The organism is Acidovorax sp. LjRoot74, assembly GCF_964254355.1.
Classification (GTDB): domain Bacteria; phylum Pseudomonadota; class Gammaproteobacteria; order Burkholderiales; family Burkholderiaceae_C; genus Acidovorax.
Genome location: NZ_CAXUTI020000001.1, coordinates 1,685,226 through 1,705,994 on the forward strand (window position 1 = coordinate 1,685,226; position 20,769 = coordinate 1,705,994).

Consider the following 20,769-nt stretch of genomic DNA (forward strand, 5'->3'; position numbering starts at 1 on the left):
GACATATGGTTGAAATTGAACTGGACGGTCAGAAAGTGGAAGTCGCCGAAGGCTGCATGGTGATGCATGCAGCTGAAAAGGCAGGCACCTACATTCCGCATTTCTGCTACCACAAGAAGCTCTCGATCGCCGCCAACTGCCGCATGTGCCTGGTGGACGTGGAGAAGGCTCCCAAGCCCATGCCCGCCTGCGCCACGCCGGTCACGCAGGGCATGATCGTGCGCACCAAGAGCGACAAGGCCATCAAGGCCCAGCAGTCGGTCATGGAATTCCTGCTGATCAACCACCCGCTGGATTGCCCGATCTGCGACCAGGGCGGTGAGTGCCAGCTGCAGGATCTGGCCGTGGGCTACGGCGGCTCTTCCTCGCGCTACGAAGAGGAAAAGCGCGTGGTGCCCGTCAAGGACGTGGGTCCGCTGATTTCCATGCAGGAAATGAGCCGCTGCATCCACTGCACCCGCTGCGTGCGCTTCGGCCAGGAAGTGGCCGGCGTGATGGAGCTCGGGATGATCCATCGGGGCGAACACTCCGAGATCACCACCGTGGTGGGCGACACGATCGACTCCGAGCTGTCGGGCAACATGATCGACATCTGCCCTGTGGGTGCCCTGACCAGCAAGCCGTTCCGCTACAGCGCCCGCACCTGGGAACTGTCGCGCCGCCGCTCCGTCAGCCCGCACGACTCCACCGGCTCGAACCTGATCGTCCAGGTCAAGAACCACAAGGTCATGCGCGTCGTTCCGCTGGAGAACGAAGCCGTGAACGAATGCTGGATCGCCGACCGCGACCGCTTCTCGTACGAGTCGCTCAACAGCGACGACCGCCTGACCCAGCCCATGCTCAAGCAGGGCGGGGTGTGGAAGGAAGTCGACTGGCAGACGGCGCTCGAGTACGTGGCCAACGGCCTCAAGAACATCAAGAACGACCACGGCGCCAACAGCATCGGTGCCTTGGTGAGCCCGCACAGCACCGTGGAAGAGCTGTACCTTGCCAGCGCCTTTGTGCGCGGCATCGGCAGCGACAACATCGACTACCGTCTGCGCAACGCCCAATTCGCTGCCCCTGAAGGCATCCGCTGGCTCGGCACATCGATCGCTTCGCTGTCCACGCTGCAGCGTGTTCTGGTCGTGGGCTCCAACCTGCGCAAGGACCATCCGCTGTTCGCGCAGCGCATCCGCCAGGCCGCGCGCCATGGCGGCCAGGTCAGCGCCATCGCGGCCATGGCCTACGACTGGGCCATGCCCGTGCAATCGTTCGTCGCCCAGGATGCGAGCGAATGGCTGCACACGCTGGGCGGCATCGCTGCAGCCATCGCCCAGGAAAAGGGTGTTGCCGCTCCGCAAGGCGCGACCGCAGCCACGGAAGCGACCCATGCCATCGCCAGCTCGCTGCTCGGTGGCGAACGCAAGGCCGTGTTGCTGGGCAATGCTGCCGCGCACCACGCGCAGGCGACGCAACTCCTGGCGCTGGCCAACTGGATTGGCGAGAACACGGGAGCTTCCGTGGGCTACCTGACGGAAGCCGCCAATACGGTGGGCGCACAGTTCGCGGGCGCTCATCCTGTCGACGGTGGTTTGAATGCGGGTCAGATGCTCTCCGGTGGTCTGAAGGCGGCTGTGCTGCTCAACACCGAGCCGGTACATGACTCGGCTGCCGGTGCCAGCGCCGCTGCTGCGCTGTCTGGTGCTGACATGGTGGTGACCATGAGCCCCTTCAAGGCCAACATGGAGTTCAGTGACGTTCTGTTGCCAATTGCTCCGTTCACCGAAACTTCGGGCAGCTTTGTCAATGCCGAAGGGCGTCTTCAGAGTTTCCATGCCGTGGTGCGACCCCTGGGCGATACCCGCCCCGCCTGGAAGGTCCTGCGAGTGCTGGCCAACCTGCTGGGCGTGTCTGGCTTCGATTTCGAAACCTCGCAGGACGTGCTGGCCCGCGCTACGAATGCCCCAGCGGGTTCGGTCACGCAATTGCCGGCTGCACAGCTGTCGAATGCAGTGAAGGCGGTGCCCGCAGCGGTAGCCACAACAGGCGAGCCCGTGGTGGCTTCCATCTATCAATTGGACGGCCTGGTGCGCCGCTCCACGTCGCTGCAGCTCACTGCCGACGCGCGCATGGCACGTGAAGGAGTGGCCGCATGATCGACGCGATCTACAACGCGGGCCTGAACCTGCTCTCCTTTGGCTGGTGGACCGGTATCGTCTGGCCGGTACTCTGGATCCTGATCAAGATCGTCTGCATCCTGGCGCCCCTGATGGGCGCAGTGGCTTACCTCACCTTGTGGGAGCGCAAGCTGCTGGGTTTCATGCAAGTGCGCCATGGCCCCAACCGCGTGGGCCCCATGGGGCTGCTGCAACCGATTGCCGATGCGCTCAAGCTGCTGACCAAGGAAATCATTCAGCCCACCGCTGCAAGCAAGGGCCTGTTCGTGCTGGGTCCAGTCATGGCCATCATGCCGGCGTTGGCAGCCTGGGTCGCGATTCCCTTTGGTCCCGATGTCGCGCTGGCCAACGTGAACGCCGGCTTGCTGCTCGTGATGGCTATCACTTCCATCGAGGTGTACGGCGTGATCATCGCTGGCTGGGCATCGAACTCCAAGTACGCCTTTTTGGGTGCACTGCGTGCTTCAGCACAGATGGTGAGCTACGAAATCGCCATGGGCTTCTGCTTCCTGGTGGTGATCATGGTGTCGGGCAGCATGAACCTGACTGAAATCGTGATGTCGCAGGGCAAGGGCATGGCTGCCGACAAGGGCCTGGTGTTCCTGTCGTGGAACTGGCTGCCCCTGCTGCCCATCTTCCTGGTGTACCTGATCTCCGGCGTTGCTGAAACCAACCGCCATCCCTTCGACGTGGTCGAAGGCGAAGCCGAAATCGTGGCCGGTCACATGGTCGAGTACTCGGGCATGGGCTTTGCCATCTTCTTCCTGGCGGAATACGCCAGCATGTGGCTTGTGTCCATCCTGGCCGCGCTCATGTTCTTGGGCGGTTGGCTGTCGCCCATCGACAGCGCGCTGTTCAACTGGATCCCTGGCTGGATCTGGCTGGGGCTCAAGACCTTCCTCGTGGTGTCCATGTTCATCTGGATCCGCGCCACCTTCCCACGCTTCCGCTATGACCAGATCATGCGTCTGGGCTGGAAGATCTTCATCCCGGTGACGCTGGTCTACCTGCTCTTCGTGGGCGGGTGGCTGCTCTCGCCCTGGAACATCTGGAAATAAGCGGGGACACACAAATGACTGCCGTTGTTGCTGCTGCACCTTTTTCGTTCAAAGATTTCTTCAAGAGCTTCATGCTCGTGGAGCTGGTCAAGGGCATGGCCCTGACCGGTCGGTACGCCTTCCGCCGCAAGGTGACTGTCCAGTTCCCGGAAGAAAAAACACCTCTGTCGCCTCGTTTCCGCGGCCTGCATGCACTGCGCCGCTATGAAAACGGTGAAGAGCGCTGCATTGCCTGCAAGCTGTGCGAGGCCGTGTGCCCCGCCATGGCCATCACCATTGAATCGGACGTGCGTGAAGATGGCTCGCGCCGCACCACGCGCTACGACATCGACCTGACCAAGTGCATCTTCTGCGGCTTTTGCGAAGAGAGTTGCCCGGTGGATTCGATTGTCGAGACGCACATCTTCGAATACCACGGTGAAAAACGTGGCGACCTGTATTTCACGAAAGACATGCTCCTCGCCGTGGGCGACCGGTACGAAGGTGAAATCGCGGCGGCCAAGGCTGCGGATGCCAAGTACCGCTGAGCGGTGCTGAGCGCAGCTTTTTTGCCAGACTTTCTATAAAGACCCGATTCATGGACGCCAAGACCGGTTTCTTCTACCTCTTCTCGGTTGTGCTGCTGTTTGCAGCCTTCCGGGTGATCACTGCGCGCAATCCCGTGCATGCAGTGCTCTATCTCATCCTTGCTTTCTCGCAGGCCGCAGCCGTGTGGTTGCTGCTCAAGGCGGAGTTCCTGGCCATTGCCCTGGTGCTGGTGTATCTGGGCGCGGTGATGGTGCTGTTCCTGTTCGTGGTGATGATGCTGGACATCCACATTGATACCGTGCGCAAAGGCTTCTGGAAGCACTTTCCCTTGGCCGCGACGGTGGGTGCACTGATCGCCCTCGAAATGGCTGCTGTGTTGATGGGTGGTTTCCGCAGCATGGACGAGCCCAAGGCAGTTGCTGCTGCCGTGGATGCCGCTGGCCAGGTGGTTCAGTACTCCAACACCAAGGCGCTGGGCAAGCTGCTCTATACCGAATACCTGTACCCCGTTGAGATTGCGGCCGTGATTCTGCTGGTCGCCATGATCGCGGCCATTGCGCTGACGCTGCGCCAGCGCAAGGACAGCAAGGCCATCAATCCTTCGCTGCAAGTTCGGGTGCGTGCGAGCGATCGTCTGGAGGTTGTGAAGGTGGCAGCAACCCAGAAAGCTGGGCCAGAAGCGCCTGCCGAACCTGTTGCCGAGGAGAAAAAAGCATGACGCTGACTTTGGGCCATTTCCTCTCTCTGGGGGCCATGTTGTTCGCGCTGGCCGTGATCGGCATCTTCCTGAACCGCAAGAACCTGATCGTGCTGCTGATGGCGATCGAGCTGATGCTGCTCGCCGTGAACATGAACTTCGTGGCGTTCTCGCACTACCTGGGTGACATGCACGGACAGGTGTTCGTGTTCTTCATCCTGACGGTGGCCGCGGCCGAGTCGGCCATCGGCCTGGCCATTCTGGTGCTGCTGTTCCGCAACAAGTCCAGCATCAACGCGGAAGACCTCAACACCCTCAAGGGTTGATGAGCCACCCGTATTCGCAAGGTTCTCAAGAATGAGTCAAACCCTCTCTGCTTCAACGCTCCTGGCCGTGCCGCTGGCCCCGCTGGCGGGCGCTTTGCTGGCCGGCATCTTCGGCACAACCTTTGGCGGCAACTGGATCGGCCGCCGCCTGAGCCACACGCTGACGATTCTGGGCGTGCTCGTCGCTTTCATCCTTTCGGCCATGACGCTCAAGAGCGTTGCCGTGGATGGCGCTCGCTTCAATGAGACGCTCTACACCTGGATGGTGGTGGGTGGCCTGAAGATGGAAGTGGGTTTCCTGATCGACAGCCTCACAGCCATGATGATGGTGGTGGTGACCTTCGTGTCGTTGATGGTGCACATCTACACCATTGGCTACATGGAAGAAGACGACGGCTACAACCGCTTCTTTGCCTACATCTCGCTGTTCACCTTCTCCATGCTCATGCTGGTCATGAGCAACAACCTGCTGCAGCTGTTCTTCGGCTGGGAAGCTGTGGGCCTGGTGTCCTACCTGCTGATCGGCTTCTGGTTCAACAAGCCCACGGCGATCTTCGCCAACATGAAGGCTTTTCTGGTCAACCGCGTGGGGGACTTTGGCTTCATCCTGGGCATCGGCCTGATTGCCGCCTACACCGGCACGTTGAATTACAGCGAAATCTTTGCCAAGGCTGGTGAACTCGGTGCGCTGTCGTTCCCAGGCACCAGCTGGATGCTGATCACCGTGATCTGCATCTGCCTGTTCATTGGCGCCATGGGCAAGTCCGCCCAGTTTCCGCTGCACGTCTGGCTGCCCGATTCGATGGAAGGCCCGACCCCCATCTCGGCACTGATCCACGCGGCCACCATGGTGACCGCAGGCATCTTCATGGTGTCCCGCATGTCGCCGCTGTTCGAGCTGTCGGATACCGCGCTCAACTTCATCCTGGTGATTGGTGCCATCACGGCGCTGTTCATGGGCTTCCTGGGCATCATTCAGAACGACATCAAGCGCGTGGTGGCGTATTCCACGCTGTCGCAGCTGGGCTACATGACTGTGGCGCTGGGTGCCTCGGCCTACTCGGTCGCCGTGTTCCACCTGATGACCCACGCGTTCTTCAAGGCGCTGCTGTTCCTCGGCGCTGGCTCGGTCATCATGGGCATGCACCACAACCAGGACATCCGCTGGATGGGCGGCGTGCGCAAGTACATGCCCATCACCTGGATCACCTCGTTGCTGGGTTCGCTGGCGCTGATCGGTACGCCGCTGTTCTCGGGCTTCTATTCCAAGGACAGCATCATTGAGGCGGTGCACTTCAGCCACCTTCCTGCAGCGGGCTTCGCGCACTTTGCCGTGCTTGCGGGTGTGTTCATCACGGCGTTCTACTCGTTCCGCATGTACTTCTTGGTCTTCCACGGCAAGGAGCGTTACGACCAGAATCCTGATGCTCACCACGACGATCACCATGGTCATGATGACCACCACGGTCATGATGCCAAGCCACACGAGTCGCCCTGGGTGGTGACGGTACCCCTGGTGCTGCTGGCCATCCCTTCGGTGGTGGTGGGCTTCATGTTCATCCAGCCCATGCTGTTCGGTGACTTCTTCAAGGATGTGATCTTTGTGGATGCTGCCAAGCACCCTGCGATGGCCAAGCTGGCAGAAATCTTCCACGGCCCCGTAGCCATGGCGGTGCACGGTTTGCAGACGGCCCCGTTCTGGTTGGCTGTGGCTGGTGTGGCGCTGTCGTACTACATGTACATGGTGAATCCGGCGCTGCCCGCTGCGATAAAGCGCATCTGCATGCCCATCTACACGTTGTTCGAGAACAAGTACTACCTGGACTGGATCAACGAGAACATCCTGGCCCGTGGTGCACGGGCATTGGGTGTCGGCCTCTGGAAGGGGGGCGATCAAGCCATTATTGACGGCGCCCTGGTGAACGGCTCCTGGAAGCTTGTGCGCGGAGTCTCCGGTGTGGTCCGCTGGGTGCAGTCCGGCTTTGTCTTCCACTACGCGCTGGTGATGATTCTGGGTGTCTTTGCACTGATGACCTGGTTCGTCTGGGGCGACACGTTCCTGCAGCTCATCAAATAAGGAAAACAACAAATGGGTCTGTTGAGTCTTGCAATCTGGACACCGATTGCCTTCGGTGTGCTGCTGCTGGCCATTGGTCGGGATGAGCACGCACGCGCCGTGCGCTGGCTGGCGTTGCTGGGGGCGCTGCTGGGTTTCCTGGTCACGCTGCCTTTGTATGACGGCTTCAAGCTGGGCACTGCAGCCATGCAGTTTGTCGAGAAGGCCTCCTGGATCGAGCGCTTCAATGTGCACTACCACCTGGGGGTGGACGGCATTTCGTTCTGGTTTGTACCGCTCACCGCGTTCATCACGGTGATCGTGGTGATCGCCTCGTGGGAGGCCATCACCGAGCGCGTGAACCAGTACATGGGCGCGTTCCTGATCCTCTCGGGTCTGATGATTGGCGTGTTCAGCGCGCTCGACGGCATCCTGTTCTACGTTTTCTTCGAAGCCACGCTGATCCCGATGTACCTGATCATCGGTATCTGGGGCGGCCCCAACAAGATCTACGCGGCGTTCAAGTTCTTCCTGTACACGCTGCTCGGCTCGCTGCTGATGCTGATCGCGCTGATCTACCTGTACAACCAGTCGGGCGGCAGCTTTGACATCGCGACCTGGCACCAGTTGCCTCTGAGCCGCCGCGCACAGACCATGCTGTTCTTCGCGTTCTTCGCTGCGTTTGCTGTGAAGGTCCCCATGTGGCCGGTGCACACCTGGCTGCCCGACGTGCACGTGGAAGCGCCTACCGGCGGCTCCGCCGTACTGGCGGCGATCATGCTGAAGCTGGGTGCTTATGGTTTCCTGCGCTTCTCGATGCCTATCGCCCCTGATGCCGCCCGTGAGTGGGCCTGGCTGATGATTGCGCTGTCGCTGATCGCCGTGATCTACGTGGGCCTGGTGGCCATGGTCCAGAAGGACATGAAGAAGCTGGTGGCGTATTCGTCCGTGGCCCACATGGGCTTCGTGACCCTGGGCTTCTTTATCTTCAACGATCTGGGTGTGTCTGGCGGCCTGGTGCAGATGATTGCCCACGGCTTCGTGTCGGGCGCGATGTTCCTGTCCATCGGTGTGCTGTACGACCGCGTGCATTCGCGTGAGATCGCTGCCTACGGTGGCGTGGTCAACACCATGCCCAACTTCACGGCCTTCGCGCTGCTGTTCGCCATGGCCAACTGTGGCCTACCGGGCACGGCCGGTTTTGTGGGCGAGTGGATGGTGATCCTGGGCGCGACCAAGGCCAACTTCTGGATCGGCCTAGCTTCGGCCACGGCACTGATCTTCGGAGCCGCCTACACGCTGTGGATGTTCAAGCGCGTGTACCTGGGCCCTGTGGCCAACGACCACGTCAAGGAACTCACCGACATCAACAGCCGCGAGTTCCTGGTGATGTCGCTGCTGGCGATTGCCGTGCTGGCCATGGGCCTGTACCCACGCCCCTTCACGGACGTGATGGACACCTCGGTCGCGGAACTGCTCAAGCATGTCGCGCTGACGAAGCTGAACTGACCAGACTGAACTGAGAGATTCGAGATGATTGACAACATCAGCTGGCTCGCGATTTACCCCGAAATCGTGCTGTTGACCATGGCCTGCGTGATCGCGCTGGTCGATCTGGGTGTTCACAGCGCACGCCGCACCGGCACCTATGTGCTGACCATGCTCACGCTGGCCGTGGTGGCTGCCTTGCAGGCCATGTACGCCAGCAGCGGCAACACCTTCTACGGTTTTGGCAACATGGTGGTGAGCGATGCAATGGGCAACTGGCTCAAGTGCTTTGCCACCGTGGCCATGATGATCACGCTGGTCTATGGCCGTCCCTACGCGGCGGACCGCGACATGATGCGCGGCGGCGAGATGTTCACGCTGTCGATGTTTGCGCTGCTGGGCATGTTCATCATGATCTCCGGCAACAACTTCCTGGTGATCTACCTGGGCCTGGAACTGCTCACGCTGTCGAGCTACGCACTCGTGGCTCTGCGCCGCGACAACGCCACAGCCACCGAAGCGGCCATGAAGTATTTCGTGCTTGGTGCCATGGCCAGCGGTTTCCTGTTGTATGGCCTGTCCATGGTCTACGGCGCCACCGGTTCGCTCGATATCGGCCAGGTCTTCAAGGCCGTCAACTCCGGTCAGATCAAGCACCAGGTGCTGGTGTTTGGCCTCGTGTTTGTGGTGGCGGGTCTGGCGTTCAAGCTTGGCGTGGTGCCTTTCCACATGTGGATTCCTGACGTGTACCAGGGCGCTCCCACAGCCATCACGCTGATGATCGGTGGCGCGCCCAAGCTGGCGGCATTCGCGATCACCATCCGCCTGCTGGTCGATGGCCTGCTGCCCCTGGCGATCGACTGGCAGCAGATGCTGGCGGTGTTGGCGATCGGTTCGCTGCTAGTGGGTAACCTGGCTGCCATTGCGCAGACCAACCTCAAGCGCATGCTGGCTTACTCCACCATTTCGCAGATGGGTTTTGTGCTGCTGGGCCTGATGTCGGGTGTGGTCAATGGCAATGTCGATGCCACGGCGGTCGAGAACGCCTACAGCGCGTCCATGTTCTACGTGGTGACCTATGTGCTGACCACGCTGGCCGCCTTCGGCGTGATCCTGCTGCTGGCGCGTGAAGGCTTCGAGAGCGAAGAAATCTCCGACTTCGCCGGCCTGAACCAGCGCAGCCCGCTGTACGCCGGCGTGATGGCCGTGTGCCTGTTCTCGATGGCCGGTATCCCCCCGATGGTGGGCTTCTACGCCAAGCTGTCGGTGCTGCAGGCCTTGGTGGCCTCCGGCCAGAGCCTGTACATCGCCATGGCCGTGTTCGCCGTCATCATGTCGCTGATCGGCGCCTTCTACTACCTGCGTGTGGTCAAGGTCATGTACTTTGATGCTCCGCTGACGGCCACCAATGTGTCTGCCCCCGTGGATGTGCGTGTGGTGTTGACCATCAATGGCGCCCTGGTCCTGGTGCTGGGCCTGTTGCCCGGTGGCCTGATGGCGCTGTGCGCAGACGCCGTGGTGCGCGCGCTGGCAACCTGATCTGGATGCGGCCGACATGCTGATGCTGCAGCAGCGCGCTGCTTTTGTCCCCTTCGGTCGCTGACCGGTCACCGGCTCGTTCTTCCGTGTCGCTCACCGGATCGGTCTGGCTCATCATCGTGGCGGCCTTCGTTGCTGCCAACCTGCCTTTTGTCAACCAGCGCTGGCTGGTGGCGGGGCCGGTGGCTGCGCCCGCCAAGCCGCTGGTGGGGCGGTTGATGGAGCTTATCGCGCTCTACTTTGTGGTCGGTGCGCTGGCCCTGCTGCTGGAGCGCCGGGCCGGTCAGATTGCTCCCCAGGGTTGGGAGTTCTATGCCATCACCGGCACCATGTTCCTGACCTTTGCGTTTCCCGGTTTTGTGTACCGCTACCTGCTGCGGCGCCACCACGGTTGAGCCAAGCGGAACGGCCTCTACACGCTAGTTGCCATGAAGGTGCTGGACCTCCAATGTCGCCAAGGCCATGTCTTCGAGGGCTGGTTTGGCTCCGAGGACGACTTTCAGGGCCAGAAGCAGCGGGGCTTGGTGCAATGCCCACTGTGTGGTGACGACCACATCGAAAAACGGCTCAGCGCCCCGCGCCTGAACCTGGGCGCCCGGGCACCAGCAGCCCCCGAAGCCGTCACCCCTTCCGCGCCTCAAGGTACCCATAGCGTTGCAGCGTCGGAGGCAGCCATGCTGCCCCCGGCCTTGCAGGCTGCGTGGCTGGAACTGGCTCGCAAGGTGGTGGCCAACACGGAAGACGTGGGTTCGCGTTTTGCGCAGGAAGCCCGGCGCATGCACCATGGTGAGGTGGAAGAGCGCGCCATCCGGGGCCAAGCCACGCCCGACGAGGCGGTACAGCTGCTGGAAGAGGGCATTGCCGTGATGCCTTTGCCGCTGCCAGCGGCTGCCAAAGAAACTCTGCAGTAGCTTGCATGGGTTGGGGCGGGGCAGGAGGGGCCTGGATTTCTGCCTTTTTTGCCCTTCTGCGCGCGACCTGTATGACTTTAATGCTATTGTTTTTGTAGTATTTGAACGCTGCTCCACGCCGCTCTGCCTGCCTCACGCTGCGAATTGCAGCGCCGCCAGCCGGGCGTAGACCCCGCCCAGTGCCAGCAGGCTGGCGTGGGTGCCTTGTTCCACGATGCGCCCATGGTCCAGCACCACGATGCGATCTGCGTTCTGCACCGTGGCCAGCCGGTGTGCAATGACCAGCGTGGTGCGGCGCCCGGTGTGGCGTTGCATGGCGGTGTCAAGGGCCGCCTGCACCATGCGTTCGCTCTCGGCATCGAGGGCGCTGGTGGCTTCGTCCAGCAGCAGCAGCGGCGGGTTCTTGAGCATGGCGCGTGCAATCGCGATGCGCTGGCGCTGTCCGCCTGACAGCCGCACGCCACGTTCGCCCAGGAAGGTGGCATAACCTTCGGGCAGGGCCGTGATGAAGTCATGCGCAAACGCGGCACGGGCGGCGGCCAGTACCTCGTCGTCCGTGGCTTCGGGGCGCCCATAGCGGATGTTGTCCATGGCCGAGGTCGAAAAGATCACGGCGTCCTGTGGCACCGTCCCGGTGTGGGCGCGCAGGGTGTCGAGCGCGACGTCGCGGATGTCCACTCCGTTGAGCAGGATGCGCCCGCGCCTGGGCTCCGGTGTACCGATAGGGCTGGGTGGGGTCGTGGCATCCACGTCATAAAACCGCTGCAGCAACTGGAACACTGTGGTCTTGCCCGCACCGCTGGAGCCCACCAGGGCCACGGTTTCCCCGGGGGCCAGGTGCAGCGAAAAGCCATGCAGCGCGGCCTGCTCCGGGCGCGATGGATAGTGAAACCACACATCGTCAAACTGCACCTCCAGGCCCTGGCCCGACGTGGGCAAGGGCCGGGGCGTTGCGGGGTCTGCCACGGGGGAGCGGCTTCCCAGCAGTTCCATCAGCCTTTCGGTGGCGCCCGCAGCGCGTAGCAGGTCTCCGTACACCTCCCCCAGCACCGCCACGGCACCCGCCAGCAGGATCACATAGACCACGGTCTGCCCCAGGTGGCCTGCACTCATCTGGCCTGCCAGCACGGCCTCGGTGCCACGGTACAGCCCCCACAGCAGCAGGGCGGCATTGGCAATGATGATGAAGGCGACCAGCACGGCCCGTGCGCGGGTGCGCTGGATGGCGGCCTGGAAGGCGTTCTCGGTGGCGCGCATGAAGCGGGCCGTCTCGCGGGGTTCGGCGGCGTGGCTTTGCACCACCGGCACGGCGTTCAGCACCTCGGCCGCGATGGCGCTGGAGTCGGCCACACGGTCCTGGCTGTCGCGCGACAAACTCCGCACGCGCCGACCGATCCACATGGTGGGCAAGACCACCAACACCACCGCCAACAGCACGACCGACATGACATAGGGATTGGTCCACACCAGCATGGCCAGCGCACCGATGCCCATCACCGCATTGCGCAGGCCCATCGACAGCGAGGACCCGACCACAGCCTGCACCAGGGTCGTGTCGGCTGTGAGGCGGGACAACACTTCCCCGGTCTGCGTAGTTTCAAAAAACTGCGGGCTTTGCCGCAGCACATGGCTGTACACGGCATTGCGCAGGTCGGCGGTCACCCGCTCGCCCAGCCAGCTCACCATGTAAAAGCGTGCCGCAGAAAACACCCCCAAGGCAACGGCAACGGCGAACAGCGCCTCGAAATGGCCCCGCAACGCCATGGCCTGAGCGCCCTTGTCAGCGGCTGCGCCCCCCACCAGACCCCCATCGACCAGGCCGCGCAGCGCCACAGGAAACGCCAGCGTGGCCAGAGCCGCCAGCACCAGGAAGACCCCTGACAGCAGGATGCGTATGCGGTAGGGGCGCAAAAACGGGAGCAGGCCGGTTAACGAGCGGGGTGCCCTGCGTGCCGGGGTGGAGGAGGGGGTGGATGCCATGGTGGCAGTGTAGGCCCGGTCAGAGCAGGTGCCACCGGGGCAAGGGTTTGCCGAGCCCCGGAGCGCTGTCAGCAAAAAGTCAGTGATGCGTCGCACGCACGGGCCGCAGCGATCTGCATCGCCAGCCCACCGTGTGAGCCGCTGGATTGAGCGCTGGCCTGCGGTGCAGGCCTGTCGCCGGTGGCGTGCCTGCACGGCGGGCGACCGCTACGTAGGCATTTATACATAGGCATTAGTCCCAGTATCTACCGCAGGGTAGGGGGACATACGATGCGCCGAGACCCACACACGTGGAGACCTTGTTGCAAGGCTCCCTTCCTCAGCACCCTACGGAGCGGCCAAGGCGCAATGAGCGACGTCATTCTTGAAACCAAAAGCCTGACCAAAGAGTTCAAGGGCTTCACTGCCGTGAGCGATGTGAACCTGGCGGTGCGCCGGGGCTCCATCCATGCGCTGATCGGCCCCAATGGCGCAGGCAAGACCACCTGCTTCAACCTGCTGACCAAGTTCCTGGAACCCACCTCGGGGCTCATCCGCTTCAACGGGCACGACATCACGCGGGAACAGCCCGCGCAGATTGCCCGGCGCGGCGTGATTCGTTCGTTCCAGATCTCGGCGGTGTTTCCCCACCTCACGCTGATGGAGAACGTGCGCCTGGGCCTGCAGCGCAAACTCGGCACCTCGTTCCATTTCTGGCGCAGTGAACGCACCCTGAGCCAACTGGATGACCGCGCCATGCAACTGCTGACCGAGGTGGGCCTGGAAGACCTGGCCGACGAGGTCACCGTGAACCTGCCCTATGGCCGCAAGCGCGCGCTGGAGATCGCCACCACGCTGTCGATGGAGCCCGAGTTGATGCTGCTCGACGAGCCCACGCAGGGCATGGGCCACGAGGACGTGGACCGCGTCACCCAGCTCATCAAGAAGGTCTCTGCCGGTCGCACCATCCTGATGGTGGAGCACAACATGAAGGTCGTCTCCACCATTGCGGACCGCATCACCGTGCTGCAGCGTGGCGCAGTGCTGGCTGAAGGGCCCTATGCAGAAGTCTCGAACAACCCGCAAGTGATGGAAGCCTACATGGGCACGACAGACGGCCAACTCCAAGGAGCGCATTGATGGCTGCCGCTCCCGCACTCGAAATCAAGAACCTCGAAGCCTGGTACGGCGAATCGCATGTGCTGCACGGCGTGGACATCGTCGTGCAGCCCGGCGAGGTGGTCACGCTGCTGGGCCGCAACGGCGCAGGCCGCACCACCACCATGCGCGCCATCATGGGCCTGACCGGCGCGCGCAAGGGCTCGGTCAAGATCAACGGCGTGGAAACCGTGAACATGCCCACGCACCGCATCGCCCACCTGGGCGTGGGCTACTGCCCCGAAGAGCGCGGCATTTTTTCCAGCTTGTCGTGTGAAGAGAACCTGCTGCTGCCACCGGCGCTCAAGACCGGAAAAGCCGGCATGTCGGTGCAGGAAATCTATGCCATGTTCCCCAATCTGGCTGAGCGCAAGAACAGCCAGGGCACACGCCTGTCGGGCGGCGAGCAGCAGATGCTGGCCGTGGCCCGCATTCTGCGCACCGGCGCCAACCTGCTGCTGCTCGACGAAATCTCCGAGGGCCTGGCGCCTGTCATCGTGCAGGCCCTGGCCCGCATGATCAAGATGCTGCGCGAAAAGGGCTACACCGTGGTCATGGTCGAGCAGAACTTCCGCTTTGCCGCGCCGCTGGCCGACCGCTTCTACGTGATGGAACACGGGCGCATCGTGGAGAAGTTCGGGGCTGCCGAGCTTGAAGCCAAGATGCCTGTGCTCAACGAACTGCTGGGCGTCTGAGACACGCCCACACTCTTTCCCCACCGTTTTCTTCCACCACACCTACAGGAGACAAATCCATGAAGAAACAACTCAAAGTGCTGGCACTGATGCTGGGCGTTGCTGGCTTGGCCACCTCGGCTGCGCACGCGCAGGACAAGGTCAAGATCGGTTTCATCACCGACATGTCCAGCCTGTACGCGGACGTGGAAGGCAAGAACGGCGCGGTCGCCATCCAGATGGCGATTGATGACTTTGGTGGCAAGGTGCTGGGCATGCCCATCGAACTGATGAGCGCCGACCACCAGAACAAGGCCGACATCGCCGCCTCCAAGGCGCGCGAATGGATCGACACACAGGGCCTCACCATGGTGTTTGGTGGCACCAACTCGGGCACCGCACTGGCCATCGCCAAGGTGGCGCAGGAGAAGAAGCGTGTCTACATCAACAACGGCGCCGCCAGCTCCGCCCTTACCAACGAACAGTGCTCGCCGTATACCGTGCACTATGCGTATGACACCGTGGCTCTGGCCAAGGGCACGGGCTCTGCCATTGTGGATGGCGGCGGCAAGAGCTGGTACTTCCTGACGGCTGACTACGCTTTCGGCCACGCGCTTGAAGCCGACACCACCGCCGTGGTCAAGGCCAAGGGCGGCAATGTGGTGGGTGCTGTGCGCCACCCACTGAACGCATCGGACTTCTCGTCCTTCCTGCTGCAGGCGCAGAACTCCAAGGCCCAGATCCTGGGCCTGGCCAATGCGGGCGGCGACACCATCAACTCCATCAAGGCCGCCAAGGAGTTTGGCATCGGCAAGAGCATGAAGCTTGCTGGCCTGCTGATCTTCATCTCTGACGTGCACAGCCTCGGCCTGCGCAACACCGAAGGCCTGCAGTTCACCACCAGCTGGTACTGGGACCTGAACGACGAGACCCGCAAGTTCTCGGCCCGCTTCTTCGAGAAGACCAAGCGCATGCCCGGTGAGATTCAAGCGGCCGACTACTCGGCCACCATGAACTACCTCAAGGCCGTGGAAGCCGCCAAGACGGTGGATGCCGACAAGGTCATGGAAACCTGGCGCAAGATGAAGATGAACGACTTCTTTGCCTCGGGACAGATTCGTCCTGATGGCCGGTATGTGCACGACATGTACCTGATGGAAGTGAAGAAGCCTGCAGAGTCCACCAAGCCCTGGGACTACTACAAGCTGATCAAGAAGCTGCCTGGTGACTCCGTGTTCACCACCAAGGCCGAGAGCAAGTGCGCGCTCTGGAAGTAAACCCCTGAGAGTACGCACCCGGGCCCAACCCTGCCGCTGCGGGCGGGGCCCGGCCTGCGGGCGCCCTCTGACCTGAACCCCTCCACCTGCTGCTGCCTCCCATGGAAATCTTTGGTGTCTCATTGCCCGGCCTGTTGAGCCAGCTCCTTCTGGGGCTGGTCAACGGATCGTTTTACGCAATCCTCAGCCTGGGGCTGGCCGTGATCTTCGGCCTGCTCAACGTCATCAACTTTGCGCACGGTGCGCTGTTCATGACCGGGGCGTTGCTGACATGGATGGCCATGAACTACTTCGGCATTAACTACTGGTTGATGCTGGTGCTGGCGCCGCTCGTGGTGGGGCTGTTCGGAGTGCTGATCGAGCGCCTGCTGCTGCGCTGGATCTACAAGCTCGATCATCTGTACGGCCTGTTGCTCACGCTGGGCCTCACGCTGCTGATCGAAGGCGTGTTCCGCTCCATCTACGGTGTGTCGGGCCTGGGCTATGACACGCCCGAGCTGCTCGAAGGCGCGACCAACCTCGGCTTCATGATCATGCCCAACTACCGCGCCTGGGTTGTGGTGGCGTCGGTGGTCGTGTGTCTGGCCACCTGGTACGTGATCGAAAAAACCAAGCTTGGCGCCTACCTGCGCGCCGGCACTGAAAACCCGCGTCTGGTCGAGGCCTTCGGCATCAACGTGCCGGTGATGGTGACATTGACCTACGCCTTTGGCGCAGCGCTGGCTGCGTTTGCCGGGGTGCTGGCGGCCCCTGTGTACCAGGTCACACCGCTCATGGGCCAGAACCTCATCATCGTGGTGTTTGCCGTGGTGGTGATTGGTGGCATGGGCTCCATCATGGGCTCCATTCTTACCGGGCTGGGCCTGGGCATCATCGAAGGCTTCACCAAGGTGTTCTACCCCGAAGCATCGTCCACCGTGGTGTTTGTCATCATGGTCATCGTTCTTCTCATTCGCCCCGCCGGCCTGTTCGGCAAAGAAAAATAAGGGGCCGCCAGCATGAACTTCAAGAACATTGCCCCCATCGGATACGGCCTGCTGCTGCTGGGCCTGGTTGCCGCGCCGTTCCTCGGTGCCTACCCTGTTTTCGTGATGAAGCTCATGTGCTTTGCACTGTTTGCTTCGGCCTTCAACCTGCTGCTGGGCTACACAGGGCTGCTGTCGTTTGGCCACGCGGCCTTTCTGGGTGGCGCTGCCTACGTGGCGGGCCACGCGATCAAGGTCTGGGGCCTCACGCCCGAGGTGGGCCTGCTTCTGGGCACGGCGGGGGGCGCGCTACTGGGCCTGCTCTTTGGCTGGCTCGCCATCCGCCGCCAGGGCATCTACTTCTCGATGATCACACTGGCGCTGGCGCAGATGCTTTTCTTCGCCTGCCTGCAGGCCAAGTTCACCGGCGGCGAAGACGGCCTGCAAGGCGTGCCACGCGGCAAGCTGTTTGGCGTGATCGACCTGCAGAGTGATCTGGTCATGTACTACGTGGCGCTGGTAATCGTGACGCTGGCGTTTTTGCTCATCGTTCGCACCATCCATTCACCATTTGGCCAGGTGCTCAAGGGCATCAAGGAGAACGAGCCCCGCGCCATCTCGCTGGGCTACGACACGCACCGCTTCAAGCTGCTGGCCTTTGTGCTGTCGGCAGCGCTGGCAGGCCTGGCAGGTTCGCTCAAGACCCTGGTGCTGGGCTTTGCCACGCTGTCGGACGTGCATTGGACCGCATCGGGCCAGGTCATCCTGATGACGCTGGTGGGCGGCCTCGGCACGCTGTCGGGCCCGCTCATCGGCTCGGCCGTGGTGGTGCTGCTCGAAAACAAGATTGGCGAATTCGGCAACCTGCTGGCCGCCTTGACCAGCGTGGAATGGTTCAAGACCCTGGGCGAATCCGTCACCATGGTCACGGGCCTGATCTTCGTGATCTGCGTGCTGGCCTTCCGCCGGGGCATCATGGGCGAAATCATTGCCTGGCTGGCACAGCGCCGCGCGGGCAGCTCCGCCAAACATTGAGGATGTGACGCCGCCTGCTCTAGCGGTATCTTTTGATAAAAAAGCAGCTGCAGCCCTCACAGGCGCAGCGGCTTTGCATATCCGGTCATCTCCAGATAGCCTCTGCCCACGGGCTGCCCGTTGCCCTCCAGCAGATCGGACAGCCCCTCCCAATAAATCGCGCCGCTGGATCCGCTGCTGTCCAGCTCCTGGTTGTCCAGCAGCGCACGCACCTCAAATTGGCCCACGGGCGTCAACACCCGCCACTGCACCGGGTAGCGTGCACCGCTGTGCGGACTGGCCCAGGTGCGCAGGGGGGTGAACACCACGGCCTGCGCGCCAAACACCTGTATGGGCTGCCCAGGTGCCCGCCATGACCCGCCCGCCCACAGCGCCGACCCATCTGAGCGCCGCAGTCGGAAGGCCGTGAGCGCGCTTCCATTGGCCAGGTTCATGCCAATCCAGTCCCAGCCCTGGGCCTCGGGGTGCATCAGCGCCTCGCTCCACTCGTGGTCCATCCACGCGCGGCCGGTGCCTGGCTCCACTGCCATGCGGCGGCCCGCCACCGTCAGGTGCCCGCTCACGGCCAGCTGCGGCTGGCTGTAGTAGTAGCTGGCCTGCGCCGCATCCGGCCCCTTGCGCGAAAGGCCTTGCTGGCCCTGCAGCAGCACCGGCTGTGTGCTGTCGAACTGCAGCTCCAGCCCCAGCTCGCTGCCGGTGATGCGCGTGGTGTATCGACTGGTCATGAAATCTGGCTTTTCACGCGCCGTGTCGCTGCGTTCCAGCGTCCAGTCCTGCAGGCGGATGTGCGTGTCCGCCTCACTGGCCTGCGCCACGCCAAAGCCCGCACGCGCAATGCGCTGGTCGTGCCGCAGGCGCTGGCCCTTCACATCGGTGATGGCAGCATGCGCAAACAGCAGCTGCTTGGCCGCAAAAGCCGATTGCAGGCTTTGCGTCGCGTCCACCCGTGACCGGAAAAACGTGAGCTGAAAGCCCCACGGCTGCCCCTGCGCTTGCACATGGCCGGTGATGTACCACCACTCGGTGCGCAGCTCCGGGTGGCTGCCATGGTCGCGCGGGAAGGCCAGCGTCCGCGCAGGCAGTGCTTGCGCCGCCCCCGGCCAAAGCAGCGCGCCCAGCCCGGCTGCCTGCAGGCTGGCCCCCATCAGCCAGTGGCGGCGTGTGGAGCTGTGCATGGTGTGGGCATCGAGGTACGGGATGGAATTGCGGAATGTGAATGGCGGGGTGGGGCAGGGCCCTCAGCCCATCAACGCATCCACCTTCTGCTGCGCGGCCGAGCAATCGCCAAACGTGCGGTCCACCCACTCGGTGTCGAAATACGTGGGCAAGTAGCGCTCGCCCGCATCACACAGCAGCGACAGGATGGAGCCGCGCTCGCCCCGCTCGCGCATCTCGCTGGCCAGCGTCAGCATGGCCACAAAGTTGGTGCCGGTGGACGGCCCCACGCGCCGCCCCAGCAGCTGCGACAGCGCACGCATGGCGGCAATGGATTCGCAGTCCGTCACATCCACCATGCGGTCCACCAGCGTGCGGATAAAGCTCGGCTCCACACGCGGGCGCCCAATGCCCTCGATGCGCGAGCCCGGCGCTGTGAGCAGCTCATCGCCCGTGCGGTGGTAGGCGCTGAACACCGACCCCACCGGGTCGGCCACACACACCTGCGTGGCATGCCGCTGGTAGCGCACATAACGGCCAATCGTGGCGCTGGTGCCACCCGTGCCCGCACCCACCACAATCCAGCGCGGCACCGGGTGCGGCTCGCGTGCCATCTGCGTGAACATGCTCTCGGCAATGTTGTTGTTGCCGCGCCAGTCGGTCGCGCGCTCGGCATAGGTGAACTGGTCCATGTAGTGGCCGCCCGTCTCCTCGGCAATCGCTCGTGCCGCGTCATACACCGCGCCCGCGCTGTCCACAAAGTGGCAACGCCCGCCATGGAACTCGATCTGCGCGACCTTCTCGGGCGAGGTGCTGCGGGGCATCACCGCCACAAACGGCAGGCCCAGCAGCCGCGCAAAGTAAGCCTCGCTCACCGCCGTGGAGCCGCTGGACGACTCGACGATGGTCGAGCCCTCATGCACCCAGCCGTTGCACAGCGCATACAAGAACAGCGACCGCGCCAGCCTGTGCTTCAGGCTGCCCGTGGGGTGGGTGGATTCGTCCTTGAGGTACAGGTCAATGCCATGCGCAGCAAACGCGGGCAGCCGCAGCGGGATCAGGTGCGTGTCGGCACTGCGCTGGTAGTCGGCTTCGATGCGGGCGATGGCTTCGTGGAGCCAGGGGGAGGGGAGGGTCATGGGGGGATTGTCGGGGAGGTTGGATTGGCCGTTGGTACTGTGGCCGCGAGTCGCAGGGGCAGCAGTACCGCGCGACACGATAGGCGTGGGCATTCGTCTTTTAAGCGGTTGTCTTGGCTAGACGCATGTGAAGTTGAACGAGATCCCCAAGTTCAGCTCTCTGAGCAATCGCAAGGAATCAGGTTGTACTGTCAGGTAAGGGTATGGGCTTTCAGAAAAACACCCTAGAACTACGTGAGCAGACGATGACTGTGAAATCAGCTGTTGAAAATAGTCTCGATGGGGAGCAACGGCGTGCCAAAGCCATTCGATGTGCTCATCCAGTGAGGCCGATGCCCCTCGAGGTGATTCGAGTATCCAGATATCTTCTAGCCACTTTTTCTGGGCAAATCGCGTCTCGCCTTCACGATGCGCGCGCGTAGGTGCAATGCCTGTCCGTTCCGAAATTGCTTTGTGGTGTTCACCAATTCCGGCGATTCGCAGCGATGCATCAAAGTGATAGAGGCGGTGTTTGCCGACATGCGAAGGTTTGACAAGAATTTTTTCTCGGCGTCGCATGCCGCGCTTCAAGCGTTTTCGGACCGCTGTTGAGATTTGGGCCATTGATTTCTTTCAAATATTGACGTCCCGATCGACCTTCGGATG

19 protein-coding genes are annotated in these 20,769 nt (G+C 62.5%); 15 read left to right on the top strand and 4 right to left on the bottom strand.

Annotated features, from left to right (window positions below; all coding sequences use genetic code 11):
* Positions 1–5: 5 nt before the first annotated feature.
* The 10 genes from nuoG (at position 6) to ACSQ3O_RS07810 (ending at position 10,762) form a co-directional block, all read left to right on the top strand.
* Positions 6–2,138, top strand: coding sequence for an NADH-quinone oxidoreductase subunit NuoG (gene nuoG / locus ACSQ3O_RS07765; RefSeq protein WP_436138424.1), 2,133 nt, complete (start codon positions 6–8; stop codon positions 2,136–2,138).
* Complete coding sequence (nuoH, locus tag ACSQ3O_RS07770) at positions 2,135–3,217, top strand: NADH-quinone oxidoreductase subunit NuoH (protein WP_298448671.1); 1,083 nt, start codon at positions 2,135–2,137, stop codon at positions 3,215–3,217. Before nuoG ends, nuoH begins: the two co-directional genes overlap by 4 nt.
* Before the next feature lie 14 nt (positions 3,218–3,231).
* Positions 3,232–3,744, top strand: a complete 513-nt coding sequence (gene nuoI / locus ACSQ3O_RS07775) for an NADH-quinone oxidoreductase subunit NuoI (protein ID WP_137746268.1) — start codon at positions 3,232–3,234, stop codon at positions 3,742–3,744.
* Positions 3,745–3,794: 50 nt separating this feature from the next.
* Entirely contained in the window at positions 3,795–4,463 is a 669-nt protein-coding gene (locus tag ACSQ3O_RS07780; RefSeq protein WP_137746269.1) for an NADH-quinone oxidoreductase subunit J, read from the top strand.
* Entirely contained in the window at positions 4,460–4,768 is a 309-nt protein-coding gene (gene nuoK, locus ACSQ3O_RS07785; RefSeq protein ID WP_005793248.1) for an NADH-quinone oxidoreductase subunit NuoK, read from the top strand. The genes ACSQ3O_RS07780 and nuoK overlap by 4 nt, the downstream gene beginning before the upstream one ends.
* 31 nt (positions 4,769–4,799) lie before the next feature.
* A complete protein-coding gene (gene nuoL / locus ACSQ3O_RS07790) occupies positions 4,800–6,845 on the top strand; it encodes an NADH-quinone oxidoreductase subunit L (protein WP_436138425.1) in 2,046 nt (681 codons plus the stop codon).
* A gap of 12 nt (positions 6,846–6,857) precedes the next feature.
* A complete protein-coding gene (locus ACSQ3O_RS07795) occupies positions 6,858–8,333 on the top strand; it encodes an NADH-quinone oxidoreductase subunit M (RefSeq protein ID WP_298448665.1) in 1,476 nt (491 codons plus the stop codon).
* Between the two features lie 24 nt (positions 8,334–8,357).
* Entirely contained in the window at positions 8,358–9,851 is a 1,494-nt protein-coding gene (gene nuoN, locus ACSQ3O_RS07800) for an NADH-quinone oxidoreductase subunit NuoN (protein WP_137746272.1), read from the top strand.
* Between the two features lie 86 nt (positions 9,852–9,937).
* Complete coding sequence (locus ACSQ3O_RS07805; protein ID WP_298448662.1) at positions 9,938–10,246, top strand: DUF2818 family protein; 309 nt, start codon at positions 9,938–9,940, stop codon at positions 10,244–10,246.
* Between the two features lie 33 nt (positions 10,247–10,279).
* Positions 10,280–10,762: a DUF1178 family protein gene (locus ACSQ3O_RS07810; RefSeq protein ID WP_436138426.1), complete on the top strand. Its 483-nt coding sequence runs from the start codon at positions 10,280–10,282 to the stop codon at positions 10,760–10,762.
* A gap of 132 nt (positions 10,763–10,894) precedes the next feature.
* Here the strand turns inward: ACSQ3O_RS07810 and ACSQ3O_RS07815 are convergent, their stop codons facing one another.
* Positions 10,895–12,742 carry an ABC transporter transmembrane domain-containing protein gene (locus ACSQ3O_RS07815; protein ID WP_436138427.1) on the bottom strand — a complete coding sequence of 616 codons (1,848 nt, stop codon included), beginning with the start codon at positions 12,740–12,742 and terminating at the stop codon, positions 10,895–10,897.
* Between the two features lie 348 nt (positions 12,743–13,090).
* On the opposite strand from ACSQ3O_RS07815, the gene ACSQ3O_RS07820 reads away from it, so the two are divergent.
* The 5 genes from ACSQ3O_RS07820 (at position 13,091) to ACSQ3O_RS07840 (ending at position 17,830) form a co-directional block, all read left to right on the top strand.
* Entirely contained in the window at positions 13,091–13,861 is a 771-nt protein-coding gene (locus tag ACSQ3O_RS07820) for an ABC transporter ATP-binding protein (protein ID WP_137746276.1), read from the top strand.
* On the top strand, positions 13,861–14,574 hold the full coding sequence (locus ACSQ3O_RS07825; protein WP_436138428.1) for an ABC transporter ATP-binding protein: 714 nt from the start codon (positions 13,861–13,863) through the stop codon (positions 14,572–14,574). The genes ACSQ3O_RS07820 and ACSQ3O_RS07825 overlap by 1 nt, the downstream gene beginning before the upstream one ends.
* Before the next feature lie 59 nt (positions 14,575–14,633).
* The gene (locus ACSQ3O_RS07830; RefSeq protein ID WP_298448653.1) at positions 14,634–15,830 is read left to right on the top strand and encodes an ABC transporter substrate-binding protein; all 1,197 of its coding nucleotides are present in this window, start codon (positions 14,634–14,636) and stop codon (positions 15,828–15,830) included.
* Positions 15,831–15,931: 101 nt separating this feature from the next.
* Complete coding sequence (locus tag ACSQ3O_RS07835) at positions 15,932–16,816, top strand: branched-chain amino acid ABC transporter permease (protein ID WP_137746279.1); 885 nt, start codon at positions 15,932–15,934, stop codon at positions 16,814–16,816.
* A gap of 12 nt (positions 16,817–16,828) precedes the next feature.
* Positions 16,829–17,830 carry a branched-chain amino acid ABC transporter permease gene (locus ACSQ3O_RS07840; protein ID WP_436138429.1) on the top strand — a complete coding sequence of 334 codons (1,002 nt, stop codon included), beginning with the start codon at positions 16,829–16,831 and terminating at the stop codon, positions 17,828–17,830.
* Between the two features lie 56 nt (positions 17,831–17,886).
* Here the strand turns inward: ACSQ3O_RS07840 and ACSQ3O_RS07845 are convergent, their stop codons facing one another.
* The 3 genes from ACSQ3O_RS07845 to ACSQ3O_RS07855 form a co-directional block, all read right to left on the bottom strand.
* On the bottom strand, positions 17,887–19,005 hold the full coding sequence (locus ACSQ3O_RS07845) for a lipocalin-like domain-containing protein (RefSeq protein ID WP_436138430.1): 1,119 nt from the start codon (positions 19,003–19,005) through the stop codon (positions 17,887–17,889).
* Between the two features lie 63 nt (positions 19,006–19,068).
* Positions 19,069–20,124 carry a PLP-dependent cysteine synthase family protein gene (locus ACSQ3O_RS07850; protein ID WP_436138431.1) on the bottom strand — a complete coding sequence of 352 codons (1,056 nt, stop codon included), beginning with the start codon at positions 20,122–20,124 and terminating at the stop codon, positions 19,069–19,071.
* Between the two features lie 117 nt (positions 20,125–20,241).
* A complete protein-coding gene (locus tag ACSQ3O_RS07855; protein ID WP_137746283.1) occupies positions 20,242–20,727 on the bottom strand; it encodes a DUF4279 domain-containing protein in 486 nt (161 codons plus the stop codon).
* Positions 20,728–20,769 lie beyond the last annotated feature (42 nt).